This window comes from Amycolatopsis sp. NPDC006125 (assembly GCF_040614195.1).
Lineage (GTDB): Bacteria > Actinomycetota > Actinomycetes > Mycobacteriales > Pseudonocardiaceae > Amycolatopsis_E > Amycolatopsis_E tucumanensis.
This window is the reverse complement of sequence record NZ_JBEXTZ010000021.1, coordinates 1-19716: the sequence shown is the minus strand read 5'-3', so window position 1 is coordinate 19716 and position 19716 is coordinate 1. Positions and strand designations below refer to the sequence as shown.

At 72.7% G+C, this 19716-nt stretch carries 20 protein-coding genes, 1 pseudogene and 1 riboswitch; of the genes and pseudogenes, 3 read left to right on the top strand and 18 right to left on the bottom strand.

Annotation, left to right across the window (positions count from 1 at the left end; all coding sequences use genetic code 11):
- Window positions 1–33: 33 nt before the first annotated feature.
- From hemC to ABZ193_RS13280, 6 genes are all read right to left on the bottom strand, one after another.
- Window positions 34–990 carry a hydroxymethylbilane synthase gene (gene hemC, locus ABZ193_RS13305; protein ID WP_354710036.1) on the bottom strand — a complete coding sequence of 319 codons (957 nt, stop codon included), beginning with the start codon at window positions 988–990 and terminating at the stop codon, window positions 34–36.
- A complete protein-coding gene (locus tag ABZ193_RS13300; protein WP_354710035.1) occupies window positions 987–2312 on the bottom strand; it encodes a glutamyl-tRNA reductase in 1326 nt (441 codons plus the stop codon). The genes hemC and ABZ193_RS13300 overlap by 4 nt, the downstream gene beginning before the upstream one ends.
- On the bottom strand, window positions 2313–3095 hold the full coding sequence (locus tag ABZ193_RS13295) for a redox-sensing transcriptional repressor Rex (RefSeq protein ID WP_020417382.1): 783 nt from the start codon (window positions 3093–3095) through the stop codon (window positions 2313–2315).
- Window positions 3096–3260: 165 nt separating this feature from the next.
- The gene (locus ABZ193_RS13290) at window positions 3261–4775 is read right to left on the bottom strand and encodes a molybdopterin-dependent oxidoreductase (protein WP_354710033.1); all 1515 of its coding nucleotides are present in this window, start codon (window positions 4773–4775) and stop codon (window positions 3261–3263) included.
- A gap of 47 nt (window positions 4776–4822) precedes the next feature.
- Window positions 4823–5059, bottom strand: a complete 237-nt coding sequence (locus ABZ193_RS13285) for a glutaredoxin family protein (RefSeq protein ID WP_020417380.1) — start codon at window positions 5057–5059, stop codon at window positions 4823–4825.
- A 7-nt stretch (window positions 5060–5066) separates the two neighbouring features.
- Window positions 5067–6560 carry an AMP-binding protein gene (locus ABZ193_RS13280; protein WP_354710032.1) on the bottom strand — a complete coding sequence of 498 codons (1494 nt, stop codon included), beginning with the start codon at window positions 6558–6560 and terminating at the stop codon, window positions 5067–5069.
- A gap of 212 nt (window positions 6561–6772) precedes the next feature.
- On the opposite strand from ABZ193_RS13280, the gene ABZ193_RS13275 reads away from it, so the two are divergent.
- Together ABZ193_RS13275 and ABZ193_RS13270 are read left to right on the top strand one after the other, a co-directional pair.
- A complete protein-coding gene (locus tag ABZ193_RS13275; RefSeq protein WP_237336279.1) occupies window positions 6773–7363 on the top strand; it encodes a sigma-70 family RNA polymerase sigma factor in 591 nt (196 codons plus the stop codon).
- Window positions 7364–7402: 39 nt separating this feature from the next.
- Window positions 7403–8401 carry a DUF5667 domain-containing protein gene (locus tag ABZ193_RS13270; protein WP_354710031.1) on the top strand — a complete coding sequence of 333 codons (999 nt, stop codon included), beginning with the start codon at window positions 7403–7405 and terminating at the stop codon, window positions 8399–8401.
- Here the strand turns inward: ABZ193_RS13270 and ABZ193_RS13265 are convergent.
- Complete coding sequence (locus ABZ193_RS13265; RefSeq protein ID WP_354710030.1) at window positions 8398–8712, bottom strand: SMR family transporter; 315 nt, start codon at window positions 8710–8712, stop codon at window positions 8398–8400. The two genes, ABZ193_RS13270 and ABZ193_RS13265, sit on opposite strands and share 4 nt — an antisense overlap.
- A gap of 33 nt (window positions 8713–8745) precedes the next feature.
- Window positions 8746–8805, bottom strand: a riboswitch (guanidine-III (ykkC-III) riboswitch).
- 5 nt (window positions 8806–8810) lie between these two features.
- Window positions 8811–10766: an AarF/UbiB family protein gene (locus ABZ193_RS13260; protein ID WP_237336240.1), complete on the bottom strand. Its 1956-nt coding sequence runs from the start codon at window positions 10764–10766 to the stop codon at window positions 8811–8813.
- Between the two features lie 182 nt (window positions 10767–10948).
- Between ABZ193_RS13260 and ABZ193_RS13255 the strand changes: the two genes are divergently transcribed.
- Window positions 10949–11785, top strand: coding sequence for an HAD-IB family hydrolase (locus tag ABZ193_RS13255; RefSeq protein ID WP_223843283.1), 837 nt, complete (start codon window positions 10949–10951; stop codon window positions 11783–11785).
- 308 nt (window positions 11786–12093) lie between these two features.
- Here ABZ193_RS13255 and ABZ193_RS13250 read toward each other — a convergent pair whose 3' ends face one another.
- The 10 genes and pseudogenes from ABZ193_RS13250 to ABZ193_RS13205 all read right to left on the bottom strand — a co-directional run.
- Window positions 12094–12225: a hypothetical protein gene (locus ABZ193_RS13250; protein ID WP_020417374.1), complete on the bottom strand. Its 132-nt coding sequence runs from the start codon at window positions 12223–12225 to the stop codon at window positions 12094–12096.
- Between the two features lie 24 nt (window positions 12226–12249).
- Complete coding sequence (locus tag ABZ193_RS13245) at window positions 12250–13242, bottom strand: lysophospholipid acyltransferase family protein (RefSeq protein ID WP_354710029.1); 993 nt, start codon at window positions 13240–13242, stop codon at window positions 12250–12252.
- A gap of 28 nt (window positions 13243–13270) precedes the next feature.
- Window positions 13271–14296, bottom strand: a complete 1026-nt coding sequence (locus ABZ193_RS13240; protein WP_354710027.1) for an NAD-dependent epimerase/dehydratase family protein — start codon at window positions 14294–14296, stop codon at window positions 13271–13273.
- A 191-nt stretch (window positions 14297–14487) separates the two neighbouring features.
- Entirely contained in the window at window positions 14488–14589 is a 102-nt protein-coding gene (locus ABZ193_RS13235; RefSeq protein WP_017986394.1) for an AURKAIP1/COX24 domain-containing protein, read from the bottom strand.
- 320 nt (window positions 14590–14909) lie between these two features.
- Complete coding sequence (locus ABZ193_RS13230; RefSeq protein WP_017986393.1) at window positions 14910–15122, bottom strand: helix-turn-helix domain-containing protein; 213 nt, start codon at window positions 15120–15122, stop codon at window positions 14910–14912.
- A 189-nt stretch (window positions 15123–15311) separates the two neighbouring features.
- Complete coding sequence (gene proC, locus ABZ193_RS13225) at window positions 15312–16118, bottom strand: pyrroline-5-carboxylate reductase (RefSeq protein ID WP_354710025.1); 807 nt, start codon at window positions 16116–16118, stop codon at window positions 15312–15314.
- A gap of 223 nt (window positions 16119–16341) precedes the next feature.
- The gene (locus tag ABZ193_RS13220) at window positions 16342–17166 is read right to left on the bottom strand and encodes a thioesterase family protein (RefSeq protein ID WP_020417370.1); all 825 of its coding nucleotides are present in this window, start codon (window positions 17164–17166) and stop codon (window positions 16342–16344) included.
- Entirely contained in the window at window positions 17163–18089 is a 927-nt protein-coding gene (locus tag ABZ193_RS13215; RefSeq protein WP_354710023.1) for a proline dehydrogenase family protein, read from the bottom strand. The genes ABZ193_RS13220 and ABZ193_RS13215 overlap by 4 nt, the downstream gene beginning before the upstream one ends.
- Window positions 18090–18172: 83 nt before the next feature.
- Complete coding sequence (locus ABZ193_RS13210; protein WP_020417368.1) at window positions 18173–18946, bottom strand: sugar phosphate isomerase/epimerase; 774 nt, start codon at window positions 18944–18946, stop codon at window positions 18173–18175.
- Window positions 18947–18971: 25 nt separating this feature from the next.
- Window positions 18972–19716, bottom strand: a pseudogene (locus tag ABZ193_RS13205) (hypothetical protein); the annotation flags it as partial.

Here is a 19716-nt window from a genome sequence, read left to right as displayed (position 1 = left end):
GCGCGAGCGCGCCGAACCGTTCGAGGAACTGTTTCACCGTGATTCGCGGCCCGGGCCGGACAGCGCGCCGGCTCCGAGGTCGAGCAGCTCCGCGGCCAGGTCGCGGCCGAGTTGCTCCGCTTCGCTCTTGCCGGCGACCGCCGAGGCGCGCAGCAGCTGCACACCCTCGTCGTCGAGGCCGGCGGCGGCGACCCCGCGCAGCGACACGTTCTCGATGACCGAGCCGTCCGCGTCGAGATCCTCCACCACCTCGGCGAGTGCGCCGACGGGCGCGCTGCAGCCGGCTTCGAGCGCGGCCAGCATGGCCCGCTCCGCCGTCACCGCGGCCCGTGTCGCTTCGTCGTCCACAATGGACCGAAGAAGGTGTTCGATGTCCACGTCGTCGACGCGGCACTCCACCGCCAGCGCGCCCTGTGCGGGCGCGGGCAGCATCTGGATCGGGTCCAGGGTCTCGGTGATCACGTCGGCCTTGCCGAGGCGGACCAGGCCGGCGCGGGCGAGCACGACGGCGTCCAGCTCGCCGTCGAAGACCTTGTTCAGCCGGGTGTCGATGTTGCCCCGGATGGGCACGACCTCGAAGCCGAGGCCGAGCGCGCGCAGCTGCGCCGTGCGGCGCGGCGAACCGGTGCCGATGCGGGCGCCGGGGGGCAGCTCGCCCAGCGTCAGCCCGTCGCGGGCGATCAGCGCGTCACGCGGGTCCTCCCGCGGCGGCACGGCGGCCAGCACGATGCCGCGCTCGGGCGCCGTCGGCAGGTCCTTGTACGAGTGCACCGCGACGTCGACCTGCTTGTTCAGCAGGGCCTCGCGCAGCGCGGAGGTGAACACGCCGACACCGATCTCCGCGATCGGCGCGCTGGAGCGGTCACCGGGCGTCGAGACCTTGACGATCTCGACCTCCAGGCCCGCCTTGCGCAGCGCGTCGGCGACCGTGCCGGTCTGGGTCAGGGCGAGGGCACTGCCCCGCGTCCCGATCCGAATGGTCCTCGTCACTTGCTTTCACCGTCTGTCCTGGGCAGGCGCTCGGTGGTCGGGCTCGACACGACAACAGGCGATGCCGGGTCGAGCTCGAACAGCTCCCGCAGCGCGTTGGCGTAGTCCGTGCCCTGGGTTTCCGCGGCGAGCTGCTTCACACGCACCGTCGGCGCGTGCAGCAGCTTGTCCACGACCCGGCGCACGGTCCGGTTGAACTCGTCGCGGACCTCGGCGTCGAGGCCGGGCAGCCGGTTGTCCAGCCGCAGCATCTCGGCGTCGACGACCTCGGCGGCCCGCTTGCGCAGCGCGGTGACGGTCGGGGTGACCGCGGCGCTGCGCTGGGCGGCGAGGTACTCGCGCACCTCGTCCAGCACGATGCCGTTGGCCTTGGCGATCTGCTTGGCGCTGCCCGCCGAGCCCAGCGAGTCCATCCGCTTCCGGACGGTCTCCAGGTCGACGAGGCGGACGCCGGGCAGGCTGTCCACGTCGGGGTGGACGTCCCGCGGCAGGCCGAGGTCGCACACCACCACCGGGCGCTCGCCGCGGCCGGCCAGGTGCGCGGGCGTGATGACGACGTCCTGCGCGCCGGTGCAGGCGACCACGACGTCGGCGTCGGCGAGGCGGGCGGTCAGCTCGTCCATGCCCGCGGCCACGGCGGGCACGCCCTGCTCGGTCACGTTGGCCGCGAGCCGCTCGGCGTTGGCCAGGGTGCGGTTGACGACCGTGATGCGGCCGATACCGCTCTTGCGCAACTGGCTCGCGGACAGCGCGCCCATCGAGCCGGCGCCGACGATCACCGCGTGCTTGCCCGCCAGGTCGGGCGCCTCGCCAAGGGCCTCGGACACCACGGACGCGCCGAGGTGGTCCAGGCCGGTCTCGGTGTGCACGCGCTTGCCGACGCGCAGCGTGGTCTGGATCAGCTCGTGCAGGGTGCGGCCGACGGTGCCGGCCTCGCGCGCGGCGGCGTAGTAGTTGCGCACCTGGCCGAGGATCTGGGTCTCGCCGACGACCATCGAGTCCAGGCCGGAGGCCACGGAGAAGATGTGCTCGACGGCGGCGCCCGCGTAGTGCACGTAGAAGTTGTCGTAGAGGTCGGCGGCGTCGCAGCCGGCCTGGCGCGCGAGCACCTCGGAGATGTCGGCCAGACCGCCGTGGAACGCCTCGACCACCGAGTAGACCTCGATGCGGTTGCACGTCGAGACGAGCATGACCTCGTTCACGTGCGGCGACTGCTGGAGCTCGTGCAGCACCTTCTCCAGCTCGGTCGCGGGCACCGCGACCTTCTCCAGCGTCCGGAGATCGGCAGTGCGGTACGACAGCCCGACGGCCAGGACACTCACTTAGCGCACCACCATTCCGTTACCACCCACGTTCTCCGCTCGCCGGGCGACGTGGAACGACAGGATCTGCAGCTCCACGGCCAGGTCGACCTTGCGCACCTCGACATGGTCGGGCACCTGGAGGACCACCGGCGCGAAGTTCAGGATGCACTGCACCCCGCCCTGCACCAGCCGGTCGGCGACCGTCTGGGCCGCGGGCGGCGGCGTCGCGATGACGCCGATCGAGATCCCCCGCTCCGAGCACACCTCGGGGATGTCGTTGAGGTGCGACACCGGGATCCCGCCGACCGGAACGCCGATCAGGTCGGGGTCGATGTCGAACAGCGCCTCGACCGGGAACCCCCGGCCGGGAAAGCCTCCGTAATTGGCCAACGCATGACCGAGGTTACCGATTCCGACGACGGCGACCTTGTGCTGTCGCGTGAGTCCCAATATGCGCTCGAGCTGGGCCACCAGCACCGCGACCTCGTAGCCGACGCCGCGGGTGCCGTACGAGCCGAGGTAGGACAGGTCCTTGCGCAGCTTGGCGGAGTTCACGCCGGCGGCGGTGGCGAGCTCCTCGCTGGCCACGGTGGTCGCGCCCTGCTCGGACATGGCGGACAGGACGCGCAGGTACACGGCGAGACGGGCGACGGCGGCCTCCGGGATCGCGCGGACCCTGGCCTCCTCGGCGCCGTTCTCGGTGACCGCGGGCATCTCCGCGGTGGGGGCGTTGTCGGCGTCCGGGGTGGACAGCTTCCGGGCGACGGCCGAACCGTTTCGCCGGCCACGCTGTGACACCACGCCGGCCTCCTCGTTCCACGCCCTCGATGAGCTTCGAAATCCCTCTTGACCCGGGCCGCGAAGTCGGGTTTGATGCACGGCCGCCGTGAGGGGTACCGGCAATACGGTAGCCACTTGTGAACGCAGGCACAAAGTGGCTGGTCAACGGCATGACCGAAAGCACATCTAGCGCGCGGTGAAGGTGATCGTGTGCCAGCCGGTAGCGCCGTCCGGGACGACGTCGGCGAGCTGATCGGTCTGCGTGTAGCCGCTGCGGTCGGTCGCCCGCACCCGCACGGCGTGGCTACCCCGCGCGACCGGGACGTCCACCCACCACATGCGCCAGGCGTCCACCGTCACCTCGGTGGACAGCTCCGCCGTCGCCCACGGGCCGTCGTCCACGCTCACCTCGACCCGGTCGATCCCGGTGTGCTGCGCCCACGCGATCCCGGCGATCCGCACCTGCCCGGCGGCGACCGGGCCGCGCGGCGCGTCGATCCGCGACTCGGTCTTCACCGGCGCCTGCCGCGCCCAGCCGCGCTGCAGCCAGTACGGCGTGCGCGCGTCCCAGGTGGTGAGTTCCAGGTCGGTGACCCACTTCGTCGCCGAGACGTAGCCGTAGAGCCCGGGCACGACCAGCCGCGCCGGGAAGCCGTGCTCGATGGGCAGCGGCTCGCCGTTCATGCCGATCGCGAGCATCGCGCCGACGGACGGATCGGCCATCGCGGCCACCGGCGTGCCCGCGGTCCAGCCGTCCGCGCTGGTGGAGAACACCTGCTCGGCACCCGGGCGGACACCGGCCTCGGCCAGCAGCCCGGCGAGGTCGACGCCGATGAACCGCGCGGTCGAGATGTAGGGCCCGCCGACCGGGTTGGACACGCAGCACAGGGTCACGATCCGCTCGACCAGCGGCCGGTTCCGGATGTCGGACCAGGAGTAGGTGATCTCGCGGTCGACCATGCCGTGGACTCGCAGCGACCAGTCCTCGGTGCGCACCTGGGGCACCACGAGCGCGGTGTCGATGCGGTAGAAGTCCGCGTTGGGCGTGAGGAACGTCGGCGTGCCGAACTTCGCGAAGTCCGCGCCGGCCGGGACCGGTGGCGCGGTCCGCGCGGGGACCAGCGGGCCGACCGCCGCCCGGGACCCTTCGGCGTCCTTGCTCGTGCCGACCAGCTGCCCGGCGATCCCGGCCACGCCGGCGCCCGCCACGGCGATCAGGAAGTTCCGCCGCGCGGCCGACGAGTACTGCCCGTCGAGCGCGGTGCGGTGCAGCCACGCGAACACCGCGAGCCCGGCGACCAGGCTGACCACCGGCGCCAGCAACGCGATCTGCCCCAGGTCGGGGCGGGTGAACACGGCGGCCCCGCCGAGCACGCCGACCACGGCCACGAACACCAGCCCGGGCGCGGCCCGGCGGCGGGAGGCCAGCCCGGCGGCCACCGCGAGCGCCAGCGCGACCACGGCCATGCCGGTCAGCAGCACGGCCTTGTCCGCGGTGCCGAACGCCCGCACCGCGAAGTCCTTGAGCCAGCCCGGGGTCAGGTCGATCGCCGCGTTGCCGACGGCGAAGAACGGCGACGCGCCCGCGCCGACGAACCCGGCCACCAGGTGCCCGGACCCGAGCGCGGCGACCAGGGCGATCACGCCGATCAGCCCGGCGACGGGCGCGGACAGCCGCGGCGACTCGACGTTCGTGCTCACGCCACCAGTCTGGCCCGGCGGGGCACCCCCGAGGGGTTACCGATCGCTTACGCCAGCGCGGCCCGGAGCCGGTCCTCCTCGACCTTCCAGTAGCCGTGCTCGGCGCCGTCGACCAGGATCACCGGCACCCGGTCGCCGTACTCGGCCTGCCACTCCGGGTCGCTGTCGACGTCCTCGGCGCGCCACGGCACGCCCAGCTCGGCGCAGATCCGCTCGACGTCCCGCTCCGCCTGGACGCACGACGAGCAGCCCTGGCGGGTCATCACGGTCACTTCGTGGGCCATGGGGAAATCATCCCCGCAGCTGGACCCGGCGCAGCTTCCCGGTCGCCGAATGCGGCAGCCGCTCGGCGAACTCGACCGTGTGCGGCACCTTGTACCCGGCGAGCCGCTCCGCGCAGTGCTCGACGACCTGCTGCTCGGACAGCGACGCACCGGGCGCGGGCACCACGACCGCCTTGACCGCCTCGCCGCTGCGCTCGTCGAGCACCCCCACCACGGCCGCCTCGGCGACCCCCGGCAGACCGGCGATGACCTCTTCGACCTCGTGCGGGTACACGTTGAAGCCGTTCACGATGATCAGGTCGTTGGCGCGGTCCACCAGGTGCAGGTCGCCGTCGCTGTCCAGGAACCCGACGTCGCCGGTGCGGAACCAGCCGTCCGCGTCCGGCCCGTGCGCCCCGTCCGGCCAGTAGCCGGAGAACAGGTTGGCGCCGCGGATCGCGACCAGACCGGTGCCGTCGCCGTCCTCCTCGAACACGTCCTCCGGGTCGTCCGGGTCGAGCGGCACCGGCTCGCCGGAGCCGTCCGGCCCGACCAGCCGGACCTCGACGCCGGGCAGCGGGCGGCCCGTCGAGCCGGGCTTCGGGTAGCCGGTGACCAGCGTCGACGTCACCACCGGCGCGGTCTCGGTGAGCCCGTAGCCCTCGAAGACGCCCAGCCCGGTCTTCTCCCGGATCGCGGCGAGGACCTTCGGGTGCAGCGGCGCCGCGCCCGAGGTGAGCAGGCGGACCGTGCCGAGGCCTGCGGCCAGCTCGTCCGGCTCCAGCTGGGCCAGCTCGGCGTACATCGCGGGGACCCCGCCGATCACGGTGACGCGGTGGTCCGCGCACGCCTGCAGCGCCTGCCGCGCGTCGAACCGCTCGGCCAGCACCGCCGTCGCGCCCACCGCGGTGCTCAGCAGCAGGCCGGGGCCGAGGCCGTAGACGTGGAACAGCGGGATGGCGATCAGCACCCGGTCCGGGTGCCCGACCGGCGCCGGGTCGATCCGGCCCAGCTGTTCGAGGTTGGCCAGCAGCGCGCGGTGCGACAGCATCACGCCGCGCGGCGGCCCGGTGGTGCCCGAGGTGTAGGACAGCACGGCGATGTCCTCACCGCCGCCGCGGACGGGGAAATTCGCACCGGGACCGATTTCCGGCCGCAGCACCGGCGCGTCGTCCGTCCCGTCGTCGGGGTTCCGGCTGATCACCAGGCGCGCGCCGCTGTGGGCGAGCACGGTGTCCAGCTCGGGGCGCGGGGCCAGCGGCGAGACCGGCACCGCGATCGCACCGCACCGGGTGACGCCGAAGAGGGTGACGGCGAAGTCCGCCGAGGTGGGCAGCCGCAGCGCGACCCGGTCGCCGGCACCCACGCCCCGGTCCGCAAGGCGTTGCGCGAGCCCCCCGGCGGCCGCGTCCAGCTGCGACCAGGTCAGGCTGACGCCGGCGGCGGTGTCGATCACCGCGACGGCGTCCGGCCACTGCTCCGCGGCGCCGGTGAGCAGGTCGGCGATGTTGCCGGTTTTCATGGGGTCAGTGTGGCACCAGCTCACCCGTCATGGGGAAGCTCGGCGATCGTCGCTCTTCCGAGACCCCCGCCACTACCTACTTCCGGGTAACTACCCGTATGCTGCTTCTCGCGTCGTAGTGGTGATGATCACTCGGGTCGGACGAAGGAGTCGCCGTGACGAACTGGCTTGCCGCCCGCCCAGCGGGTCTGCACGTCGGCACGGTCACCCGCGTGCACGAGGTGCCGGACGAGCAGGCGGGGCCGTGGGCCCTGGTCCGCGCTGCCCAGCAGGGTGACACCGCCGCCTTCGGCGCGCTCTACGACCAGTACGTCGACGTCGTCTACCGCTACGTGTACTTCCGCCTCAGCGACCGCGAGCTCGCCGAGGACATCACGAGCGAGACGTTCCTGCGGGCGCTGCGGCGCATCTCGTCGGTCAGCTACCAGGGCCGCGACGTGGGCGCCTGGTTCGTCACCATCGCCCGCAACATCGTGCTCGACCACCTCAAGTCCAGCCGGTACAAGCTCGAGGTGGTCACCGACGAGGTGGCCGACTCGGGCACCGCGCCGTTCGCCGCGCCCTCGGGCGCGGAACCGGGCCCGGAGCAGCAGGCGGTCACCAGCGCGACCCGCGACGCGCTGCTGTCCGCGATCGCCGGGCTGGGCGAGGACCAGCGGGAATGCATCGTCCTGCGGTTCATCCAGGGCCTTTCGCTGGCCGAAACGGCGCAGATCATGAAGCGCAACGAGGGCGCCATCAAGGCGTTGCAGCACCGCGCGGTGCGCAAGCTCGCCCAGCTCCTCCCGGACGGGTGGCGCTGAACGCGTAACAACCGGACGGTTTGCGTCGTTGCAGCAGGTGTGGACGAGCACCGGTGGACGGCGCGCGAGCTGGAAGTCATCTCCGGTCTCCGCGGGCTCGGTCACGCCGTCGAACCGGACGACGACACCAAGGCGCGGATCCGCGCCGAGATCTCGCGGAAGCTGGAGGCGGAACCCAGCAGGCGGCGCCGCGCGCTGGCGACCGTCCTCGCCGCCGCGGCCGCGCTGATCGTCTTCGTCGGCGGGGTCGGCCTGCTGCTCTCCCGCGGCTCGCTGCCCGGTGACCCGCTCTACGGCATGAAGCTGGCGAGCGAGGACGCCGAGCTGCAACTCACCTTCGACGAAGCCGCGCGCGGGTCCAAGCACCTGCAGTTCGCGTCGAACCGGCTGGACGAACTCGCCGCGATGCCGTCGGCGGACACCGGCGCTTTTCTGACAACGTTGTCGGCATTCGCCGCGGAGGCGACGGCCGGGACGGCGCAGCTCACGGTGCTCGGTGTGCAGGGCGACACGGCCCGGCTGGACCAGCTGCGGACGTGGGCGAGCGAGCAGGCGGGCAAGCTCGCCGCCCTCGACGTGCCGGACGGCGCCCGCAACGGGTTCACGCAGGCCGGGACGCTGCTCAACCGCATCGACGCGCGGGCGGCGGCGCTGGCCGGGCGGCTGTCCTGCTACCGCATCACCACCGGCGAGGCGGACGACCTCGGCGCGGTCCCGGCCACCGGCGAGTGCGCCGTGCCGCCGGACGCGCTGCTCGGGATCCCGTCGGGCGCGCCGCTGCCGCCGGTGAGCACGGTGTCCCCGCCGCCGGTGGAGATCGCCACGACGCCCACCGCGCCGGGCAGCAGCGCCCCGGTCGTGCCCACCGCGACCGGTCCGGTGCCCCCGTCGAGCAGCGGATGGACGCCGACGGTCCTGCCGCCGCCGATCAGCGCGCCGACCAGCACCCGGCTCCCCACCCCGACGACCACGACGCCACCGCCGCTGATCTCGATCCCGCCGCTGATCCCCGGCCTGCCGGGGCTCGGCATCGGCTAGTGCAGGACCTTCAACCCCACGACCCCCGCCACGATCAGCCCGAGACACACCAGCCGGGCCGCGGTGGCCGGTTCACCCAGCGCGACCATGCCGTAGACGGCGGTGCCGATCGCGCCGATGCCCACCCACACGGCGTACCCGGTGCCGATGGGGATCGACCGCATCGCGTAGGAGAGCCCGGCCATGCTGGCGACCAGCGCGACGACGAACAACACACTGGGCCCCACCCTGGTGAAACCGCGCGCCGCGTTCAGCGCCGCGGCCCAGACGGTTTCCAGGATCCCGGACACGATGAGCACGATCCACACCACGACGAGACACCTCCGAACGAAAGCCGACGTCCTCCCACGTCGTCTTGTCCTGCCGGGTACGACGTCTCGTCCGGGGTGGTGCGCCACCGCCGCCGACGTTACCCCGGCCCGCGTCGCTGGGCGCGGAACACCACGAACAGCAGCCGCAGCCCCAGCAACGCGCTGACCACCAGCAGGTTGTAGCCGAACAGCTGGTTCAGCGTCAGCTCCGGCAGCACCCGCGGCCCGCCGGTGCTCGCGAGCAGCAGCACCGCCATCAGGCCGGTCGCGGCGCCGGTCAGGGCCAGCAGCACCTCGTGCAGCATGCCGAAGACCACCGCGCGGTCCCGTTCGTCGGCGAAGGTGCGGACGTTCACCGTCAGCCGGCCCTGCTCCAGCGCCGACGTCAGCCGATCCACGCGGCGGGGCAGCCGTCGCAGCACCGGCAGCAGCGCGAGCAGCTCGTCGGTCGCCGCGCCGCGCAGGGACCCCGGCTGCAGCCGCTCCCCCACCAGGGACCCGGCGAACTTCCGGGACTCGCCGAGGATGTCGAACCCCGGCGACAGCAGCCCGAGCGTGCCCTCCACCGTCGCCAGCGCGCGGAACACCGCCGCGATGGCGGGCGGGATCGACAGCCGGAACTCGGCGATGATCCGGAACAGGTCGGTGAACATGTCCACGTCCGGCGACCGCCCGTGCGACAGGTGCTTGGCCATCAACGCGCCCAGCGCCCGCTCCAGGCGCTGCTCGTCGATCTCGTCCGGCCGGTCCACGATCTCCAAGAGCCCGTCCCGCAGCCCCTCCGGATCGCCGCGGTCGACGGCGGCGAACAGGTTCGCCAGCCCGCCGCGCAGTGACGAGTCGAGCCGGCCCACCGAACCGAAGTCGAGGAGCCCGAGGTTGCCGTCGGCGAGGAGCAGGACGTTGCCCGGGTGCGGGTCGGCGTGGAAGACGCCGTGCAGCAGGACCTGCCGCAGCAGCGAGTCGAGCAGGCCGCGGGCCAGCACCGCGCGCCGCTCGGCCGGGACGTCGCCGATGCCCTCCCGCACCGGCACGCCGTCCAGCCGCCGCATGACCAGCACACGTTCGCCGGACAGCTTGGCGTGCACGGCGGGCAGCGCGAGCCCCGTGCCGTTCTCCGCGGCGGCGACCGCGGTGAGGTTGCGGGCCTCGACCCGGAAGTCCAGCTCCTCGGTGAGCGCGGCGCGGAACCCCTCGGCGAGGTCGAGGACGCCCAGCGACCGGGCCCAGGCCGCGCGCAGCTGCAACGAGCGCGCGACGCGGAAGACGATGTCCAGGTCGCGCTCCACGATCCGGTCGATGCCCGGCCGCCGCACCTTGACGACCACGTCCTCGCCGCTGTGCAGCCGGGCCCGGTACACCTGCGCGATCGACGCGGCGCCGAGCGGTTCGGGGTCGAACTCGGCGAACACCTCGGCGGTCGGGCGGCCCAGCTCGGCCTCCAGCTCGCGCTCGATGTCGGCGAACGGGGCGGGCGCGACGCGGTCCTGCAGCAGGCTCAGCTCGTCGACGAACACCTGCGGCAACACGTCCGGCCGCGTCGACAGGACCTGGCCGAGCTTGACGAACGTCGCGCCGCCGTCCTCCAGCGCGCGCCGCAGCGAGCGGGCCAGGGTGGCGTGCCTGCCGGAGTCGGTGACGCGGCGGCCGGTCAGGTACGGCCCGATGCCGTGCTTCACCGCGATCCGCATGATCTGCGAGTACCGGCGGGTCCGGGCGAACCGCGCGCGCAGCGACCGGAGACGGCCGAGCAGCCCGAGCCCGCCGCCGCTGGGGACCGCCATCTCGGCGAGGAACAGGAAGATCAGCGTCGCCAGGAACGCGCACCCGGCGAGCGGGATGAGGAAGCCCAGGTAGACGGGGTCGGAGTCGCGGGTGAGGGGCGCGATCCGGACGGCGAGGCCCCCGGCGACGGCCCACCCGGCGGCCGCGCCGAGCAACGCCCGCAACGCCCCGATCCGCACCCCCAGCACGCGGCGCGAAGCGACCACGAGCGGCCACAGCATCAGGACGTAGACGGGCACGCTGAGCAGCCCCAGCAGCACGGTCGACATGACGATTCCCCCGGGGTCGCAGTCACTGCCCCGAATCGAAGCACATCGGCGCCAGGCGCGGAGGGATCGCCTGATCCGGATCCGTGACGTGCTCGCTACGCTGACCCCAGGGACGAGCGCAGGAGGCGGTGTGCGTGTGGCGCAGCAGGGGTGACGGCCCGGAACGCGAGCGGCTCGCCGAGATGGCCGGCGAGGCGTCGGCCGACGCCGCCGTGGCCATGGAGTCCCAGCTCGACGTGCCGCCCGCCCCGCCGGACCTGACCGCGGCCGCGTTCTTCGACGTCGACAACACGATGATGATGGGCGCGTCGATCTTCCACTTCGCCCGCGGTCTCGCCGCGCGCAAGTACTTCACGACCTCCGACCTGGCCGGGTTCGCGTGGCAGCAGATCAAGTTCCGGGTCGGCGGGCGCGAGTCGCACAGCGGCGTGCAGTCCAGCCGTGAGCAGGCGTTGTCGTTCGTCGCGGGCAAGACGGTCGCCGAGATGAACCAGGTCGGCGAAGAGATCTACGACGAGCTGATGGCCGACAAGATCTGGTCGGGCACGCGCGCGCTGGCCGAGATGCACCTCAACGCGGGCCAGCGGGTGTGGCTGGTGACGGCGACGCCGGTCGAACTGGCGGCGATCATCTCCCGGCGGCTCGGGCTGACCGGCGCCCTCGGCACGGTCGCGGAGCACGTGGACGGTGTCTACACCGGGCGGTTGGTCGGGGACCTGCTGCACGGCCGGGCGAAGGCGCACGCGGTGCGGGCGCTGGCCGCGCGCGAGGGCCTGAACCTGCGCCGCTGCACGGCGTACTCGGACTCGTCGAACGACATCCCGATGCTGTCCGTCTGCGGCACGGCGGTGGCGGTCAACCCGGACGCCGGCCTGCGCGAGGTGGCGCGCGCCCGCGGCTGGGAAATCCGCGACTTCCGGACCGGCCGGAAGGCCGCGAAGATCGGGGTGCCGTCGGTGCTGGGGGCGGGCGCACTGGCCGGCGCGGTGGCGGCTGGGATGGCCTACCGCCGCCGCTGACCCCAGCCCCCGCCCGACCCCCGCGGCACCTCCGCCCCGCGCCGTGCTTGCCGCCCCGGCACCGAGTTGGCCACTCCGGCACCGGATCGGCGGTTCCCGGCGGCGAGTCGTTCCCTGCTGGGGCGTGTTGGCCATCCCGGGCAACGTGTTGGCCAATCCAGGGGGCGTGTTGGCCATCCCGGGCGACGTGTTGGCCAATCCAGGCGGCGTGTTGGCCGATCCGGGCAGCGTGTCGGCGCCCGAAGTGAAAACGGCCGCGCAGGCGGGCAGCCCGCTGACGCCGCACGCCCCAACCGGGCGCGGCGAACCTACGGCCGCCGTTGCGGTCGCCGGTTCCGCGTCGACTCACCGGCTGGGATGCCGGTGACCAGGTTCGCCACCTTCAGCACGGTGCCCACCACCCGGCCCACCGTGTACCCGATCCGCTTGATCAACCCCATGCCACCAGCATGGCACGGAGCCGCTCAGTCCTTGAACGCGCTCCGCCGGTGCGCCAGCCTCCGGTACAGCGTCGTCTGGATCGACTCGCGCACCTGGTCGGTCAGCGAGAACACCAGCATCGGGTCGTCGAGGTCCTCCTCGGCGAAACCGTCGGTCCGGATGGGCTCCCCGAACTCGATGTGCCACTTCGTCGGCAGCGGGATCGCGCCAAGCGGCCCGAGCAGCGGGAAGAACGGCGTCACCGGGAAGTACGGCAGCCCGAGCAGGCGGGCCAGCGGCTTCAGGTCGCCGATCTTCGGGTAGATCTCCTCCGCCCCGACGATCGAGCACGGGATGATCGGCACCCGCGTCCGCAGCGCCGCCGACACGAACCCGCCGCGCCCGAACCGCTGCAGCCGGTACCGCGCCGAGAACGGCTTGCCGATGCCCTTGTAACCCTCCGGCCACACCCCGACCAGCTCGCCCGAGCACAGCAGCCGCTCGGCGTCGGCCGTGCAGGCCAGCGTCTGCCCGGTCTTGCGGGCCAGCGCCCCGAGCAGCGGCGTCTGGAACACCAGGTCCGCGCCGAGCATGCGCAGGTGCCGGTGCCCCGGCGTCTCTTCGTGCACGGCGACCGCCGTCATCACCGCGTCCAGCGGCACCGTGCCGGAGTGGTTGCACACGATGAGCGCGCCGCCGTCGGCGGGCAGGTTCTCCGCGCCGTGGGTGGTCACCCGGAAGTACTTCTCGTACAGCAGCCGCAACGGCGGCAGCAGCAGGTTGTCGGTCAGCTCCGGGTCGAACCCGAACTCGTCGACTTCGTAGTCACCGGTCAGCCGGTGCCGCAGGAACCCGAGGAACCTGCTCAGCGCGTCCGGTTCCGGTGCGGGCGGCTCCTCGGCCGGCGCGCTCCTCGTCGGGAACGCCACGACGGGCGCGTCGGCGGGGGTTTCCCCGGCGCGCGCCTCGACGTCCGCCGGCTTCTCTCGTCCGGGTGCGTGCAGGGGGATGACCTGGGCTTGCGCGCTGGTCGTCACTTCTCTTGCCCCGCTTTCCTCTCTTCGGTCATCGGACTGCCGCCAGCACCTTGCCGGCCGCTCCGGCCAGCTGCTCACCGTCCAGCACGGGCCGCAGACCGCGCCCGGTGACGTAGTCGTCGAAGGCCGCCTCGGTGGACCACCGCGGCCGGTAACCGAACACCTCGGTCAGCCGCGTCGTGTCGACGACCCGCCCGTAGTTCAGCAGGCGCACCTGGTCCGGCGAGAAGTCGACCCTCGCGCCACGCAGCATCTTGGCCACCGTGCCCACCATGGTTCGCGGCACCGGCAGCTCGACCCGGCCCGCGCGCCGGATCGCTTGAGACAGTGTGAGTACCCCGTCGCCGCCGGCGTTGAACACGCCCGGTTTGTCTTCCAGGGTCGCTTTTTCCAGGATCGCCAGCGCGTCCGACGAATGGAGCAACTGCAGGCGCGCGTCGTAGCCGAGCACGGTCGGCACGACCGGGAGCGCGAAGTAGCGGGCCAGCACGGTGTCGACGTCCGGCCCGATCACGTTGGTGAAGCGCGTGGTGGTGATGGTGAGGTCGGGCCTGCGGCGGGCCAGGCCGCGCACGTAGCCCTCCATCTCGACGGCGTCCTTGGCGTAACCACTGGACGAGGTCGGGATCAGCTCGGAGTCCTCGGTGACGACGGCCGGGGAGCGGGGCCCGGCGCCGTAGACGGCGGCGGTGGACTTCACGACGAGCTTGCGCACCCGGGGCGCGCGCTGGCAGGCGGCGAGCAGGCGCATCGTGCCGATGACGTTGACTTCCTTGATCGCCGTGCGGCGGGCCGGGCCTGCCGGGTGCACGGTGGTCGAGCAGTGCACGACCGTGTCGACGCCCGCGGAGTCGATGACCTTGGCGATCAGCGGGTTGCGGATGTCGGCCCGGACGAACTCGGCGTGGCCGAGGCGCTGCAGGACCTTGCGGGGCGGTGGCGCGGTGTCGACGCCGATGACCCGCTCCAGGTCCGGGTTGTTGCCAAGCCGTACCAGCAGCCTGCCTCCGAGTTCGCCGCCGACCCCGGTGACCAGCACGACGTTGGACGCCATGAAACCCCCTGACAAGGGTGTGGGATGTGGTGTTCGCGGCAGTGGCCGATGCTACCCCGGACCCGGGCCGGAGTCAGGAGGCCTAACACGCTATTAACCCAGGTCAGGGACTTTGGTCACTGATCGCCGGAAAAAGCGCACGGCCCGCCCAGGATCTGGACGGGCCGCGTGAAGAGGCGTTCGCGCAGGATTTACTTGCCCTGCTTGCGGCGCTGCATCCGCGTCCGGCGCAGCAGCTTGCGGTGCTTCTTCTTGGACATGCGCTTGCGGCGCTTCTTGATCACCGAGCCCACAGGTGCTCCTTCACGTTTCGTCTGCTTCACACGCTGCCCAGCGCAACGTCCAAAGAGTTGAAGCGCTACAGGCACGAGCGGCCTTTAAGGTTACCGGGCGGGCCCGCGCACCAGCGCGGGCCCCCGGCCTAATGGATGAATCGAGGGCAGCTTGCTCAGCGGTGCGGGTAGCGGAACCTGAGGCGGCCCCTCGCTGTGGGATCGCCTCCTCATGAACGCCAGTTCACCACGTCGGCGCTGTCCTCGCGAGGAACCACCTCAGAACCCGCGGCGGTGCCAGTTGCCCGGGTGCAAGAGCAACGGCTCCGCCGCGTCCCGGTCTAGCCCACATCGAAGTAGGCGCTCTCCAGGTATTCGTGGACTGCCTTCTCGGGCACCCGGAACGACTTGCCGACGCGAACGGCCGGTAGCTCGCCCGAGTGCACGAGCCGGTAGACGGTCATCTTGGAGACCCGCATCAGCGAGGCCACCTCGGCGACCGTCAGGAACTGGACCTGCCCGACGGCGGGCACGTCCTTGTTGTTCGACGGCATACGTCACCGTGCCCTTCGACACGTGCCGTGCCGCTCGGCTTCCCCACCGGGCGGTACCGACACGCACGTGCTTCACCCTTGAGGGTAGCGGGACACCTGGGGCCAATGCGACGCCCGGCCGGTACTTTCCCGCGAAAGAGCCCACTCGGCGGAGCCCGTTCGGCCTAGTCAGACGCGGTGCGCGCGGGTTTATTCGTGGGCTTTGCCGAGTTCGACGGACCGGTCCCGGGCCGCCTCGATGGCCGCCAGCAGCGCGGCCCGCACGCCGTGCTTCTCCAGTTCGCGGATCGCGTTGATCGTGGTGCCCGCGGGGGACGTGACGGCCTCCCGCAGGATCACCGGGTGCTCGTCGGTCTCGGCGAGCATCTTCGCGGCGCCCACGGCCGACTGGATGATCAGCTTCTCCGCCACCGCGCGGGGCAGGCCGAGCAGGATGCCGGCGTCGATCATGGCCTCGACCAGGAAGAAGAAGTACGCGGGCCCGGACCCGGACAGCGCGGTGACCGCGTCCTGCTGCGCCTCGGGCACCTCGACGACCTGACCGACGGTGCCGAGCATCTCCTTGACCAGCGCGACGTGCTCGGGCGTGGCGTGCTGGCCGGGCGACACGGCGCTCATCGCCTCGCCGACGACCATCGGCGTGTTCGGCATGACCCGCACGACCGGCACGCCGTCCGGCAGCCGACGCTCGTAGAGGCTGGTGGGCAGGCCCGCGCAGAGCGACACGACCAGCGAGCCCGGCCCGACCAGCGGCGCCAGCTCGGCCAGCACGGGCTCGATGTCCTGCGGCTTGACGGCGACGACGAGCACGTCGGCGCGCTTGGCCGCCTCGGCGACCTCCACCCCGGCGATGCCGTAGCGCTCGGTCAGCTCGGCGGCGCGTTCCGGGTGGCGTTCGGTGAACAGCAGCTCCTCGGCACTGCGACCGCCCTGCAGCAGGCCAGCCAGCAGCGCCTCACCGATCTTCCCCGCCCCGAGAACCGCGATAACCGTCATGGCACCAGCGTGCCAAATCGTGCTCGGCCCACCGGTGCCAGGGTGAGCACGACGCCCGGCCCGGCCGGCGCGACCACCCGGCAACCGTGCTGGGGTGGCGCAGCGGCGGGCCCCAGGGCAAGGCCGGCCCAGCATCGAGGAACAGCCCTCGCCCTCAGGTGAGGCATCGCAACGGCAACGGCGCCGCCCAGCGCGCACGACGCCGACTCCCGGGCGAGCCCGCTCAGGGGGCCGGTGCCAGGGCCAGCTGCCGCGCCTGGCAGACCAGCCGTCCGGCCGAGTCGATGACCGTCGCGTCCGAGTCGAACCACGCCTCCTGCACCGTGCGGCAGTCGACCTGCACGCGGAGCCACCCGGGCGCCGGCCGGGCGCGCACGAGCGCCGTCAGCTGGGCCGTCGGCGCCCAGCCCATCCGCCCGAGGTTGAACACCACCGGCGGGTTGATGTCGCCCGCGAGCAGCGCGAAGTACGTGTCCGGCACCGAGTAGCGCGGCTTCACCCACAGCCGCAGCCGCGGGTCGCCGTTGCGGCCTGCCAGGTACCCGGCGGTCGCCGGGTCGATCCGCACGTCGCAGCCCTTCGCCAGGTTGAACACGCCCTCCGACGTCTCCCCGGCCAGGTGGATCGCCCGCGGCGGCGGCTCGACCGGCATCTGCGGCAGGTCCGCCCAGTCCGCCCGGCGCACCGGCAACCGCCCGGTGGTGACCGTCGCTTCGACGCAGCTGCGTCCCCGCTGCTCCAGCCGCACCGCGACGACGGTCGCCCGGCGGCCGACCTTCCGGATGTCGGTCCGCAGCAGCGCCGGGCCGATCGCGGGCGGCCGGAGGAACTCGGCGCTCACGGCCAGCGGATCGGTCGAGGGCTCGCCGCGTTCGGACAGCACCGCCAGCGCCGCGCGGGCCATCAGCGCGATCAGGAATCCCCCGTGCGGGTGGGTGCCGATCGACCACTCGTGCCGCAGGTCGGCCGTCAACGTGCCGTCGCCCAGCGACCGGACCGCGCACGCGGCCTCGAAGGACGCGGGCTCCGGAACCTCTGCCGCGCTCACGAACGGCTTACCAGCGCGCGCAGGAAGAACGACAGGTTCGCGGGGCGCTCGGCCAGCCGCCGCATCAGGTAGGGGTACCAGTGCTCCCCGAACGGCACGTAGACGCGCACCGTCTCCCCCTCACCGGCGAGGCGCCGCTGCTCGTCGGGGCGGACCCCGTAGAGCATCTGGTACTCGTAGCTACCCTGCTTGCGGCCGTACCAGCGGGCGCGCTCGGCCAGGATGGCGATCAACCGTGGGTCGTGCGTGGCGAACATGGGGTAACCGTCACCGGCCAGCAGCGAGTTCGCACAACGGACATAACCGAGGTCGACCTCGTGCGCCCGCGTGAACGCCACCTCCTCGGGCTCGGCGTAGGCCCCCTTGCACAACCGGATCCGCGAGTCCGCCACCGCCAGCGCACGCACGTCGTCCTCGGTGCGGCGCAGGTACGCCTGCAGCACGCCGCCCACCCACGGCCAGGTGCGGCGCAGCTCGGCCAGCACGCGCAGCGTCGCGTCCGTCGTGGTGTGGTCCTCCATGTCGAGCGTCACGGTGGTGCCGCACTGCTCGGCCGCCGCGCACACCCGGTACGCGTTGTCCAGCGCGAGCCGCTCGTCCAGCCGCAGGCCCAGCGCGGACAGCTTGACGCTCACCTCGACCCGCGCCGCCAGGCCCTCGGCGTAGAGCCGGTCCAGCAGCGCCAGGTAGGTCTGGACCGTCCGCTCCGCCTGCCCGGTCTCGGTGACGTCCTCGCCGAGGTAGTCCAGCGTCACCCACAGGCCGTCGTCCACGAGGCGGGCCACGTGCGTCACCGCGTCCGCGATCGTGTTCCCTGCGACGAACCGCTCCACCACTCCCGAAGTTCCCGTGGTTGTCGCCACGAGGTGGCGGACCACCTCGCTTCCGGCGGCGGCGAGGATCAGCGAGCGCAGCGGGTTCACAGCGGAAACTTTACGTGTTCATCTATCGGAAGCCCATGATCCGCGCCGCCCCCGAACGGGAGAAGTTGATCTTGTAACGAGCCTCACTGGCCCAGGTGGAACCGCGCGAACAGCAGCGCTTCGGCAAGATCGCGGGCGCGGTCCGCGGCGCTCACCGCGCGCCGCGTGTTGACCTCGAGAACCACCTGACCGGTGAACGACGCCGCGACCAGCTTCTCCAGCAGCTCCGCGCACGGCTGGTTCCCACGGCCCGGGACGAGGTGCTCGTCCTTCGGGACACCCGTCCCGTCCGCGAGGTGCACGTGCGTCAGGCCGCGGCCCATCCGCTCGGCCAGCTCCATCGCGTCCATCCCCGCCGCGGCGCTGTGCGACAGGTCGAGCGTGTAGTGGCGATACCCGACTTCCGTAGGGTCGATCGACGGCCGGAACGCGGACACCCGGGCATCCTTGCGGCCACCCGGCGGCCGGACCTTGAACATGTTCTCGACCGCGATCTCGACCCCGGTCTCGTCCTCCAGCTCGGCCACCAGGTCGGCGAACATGTCGCCGTAGCGGCGCTGCCACCGGAACGGCGGGTGCACGACAACGGTGCGCGCGTCCAGCTCGATGGCCGCCTCGACGCTGCGCCGCAGCCGCACCGCCGGGTCCGGCGACCAGACCCGCTGCGTGATCAGCAGCGACGGCGAGTGCACGGACAGCACCGGCACCCCGGTCTGCCGCGACAGCCGCCGCAACGCCCCGACGTCCTGGCTGAGCGGGTCGACCCAGACCATCACCTCGACCCCGTCGTAACCCAGCCGCTGGGCCAGCTCGAAACCGGCGCCGGCCCGCAACGGCCAGACCGACGCGGTGGACATCCCGATCGGTACCGGCACGCTCGCGCTACCTCGACAAGAGCAACAACGCCGCGGGCGAGACGGTCACGACGAGACCGACCAGCACGGCGAGCACCGTGGTCTGGATGTCGTCCGCGCGGCGAATGCGCCGCACGATCCACACCAGCCCGACGATCACGACCAGCGCGGCGATCAGCGCGGCGGCCGGGATCTGGCCCCACAGCCAGTTGAAGCCCAGCCACACGGCCGCGCCGCCGACCACGCCACCGGCCAGCTGACCGGCCATCGACAGCCACTGCTTGGCCGGCGACGGCTCCGGCTCCCGCTTCTTCGCTCGGGCGGGCTCGTCGGCGTCCGCTGCGGGCTCGTCGTCGTAGTCGTAGGGCTGCTCGGCGGCCTCCTCGGCGGGGCCGAAGTCGCCGAACTCGTCGACGTCGTCGTCATCGTCGGCGAACGGGTCGTGGAACCCGGTGGCCTCGAGCGCCTCGCCGGGGTCGTCCTGCGGCGGACGGCCGGGCGCGAACGGCGCGTGGAACCCGGTGGGCTCGTCGGCGTCCGGCGCGTCCCGCACCGGCGGCATCAGGCCGACCTCGGTCTCCTCCTCCGCCGGGGTCTCGTCCCGGCCGCGGCGCCAGCGCTGCAGCCCCGCGGGCGGCGCGGACAGCCCGGCGGGCGGCGCGTCCGGGGCGGGCTCCTCGGCCGGCTTGACCTCGCCGACCGGCTCGAACTGCTCCGTGCTCGGGTCCGGCGGCGGGGTGACCCGCGCCGGGGCGCGGCGCGGACGGCGCGGC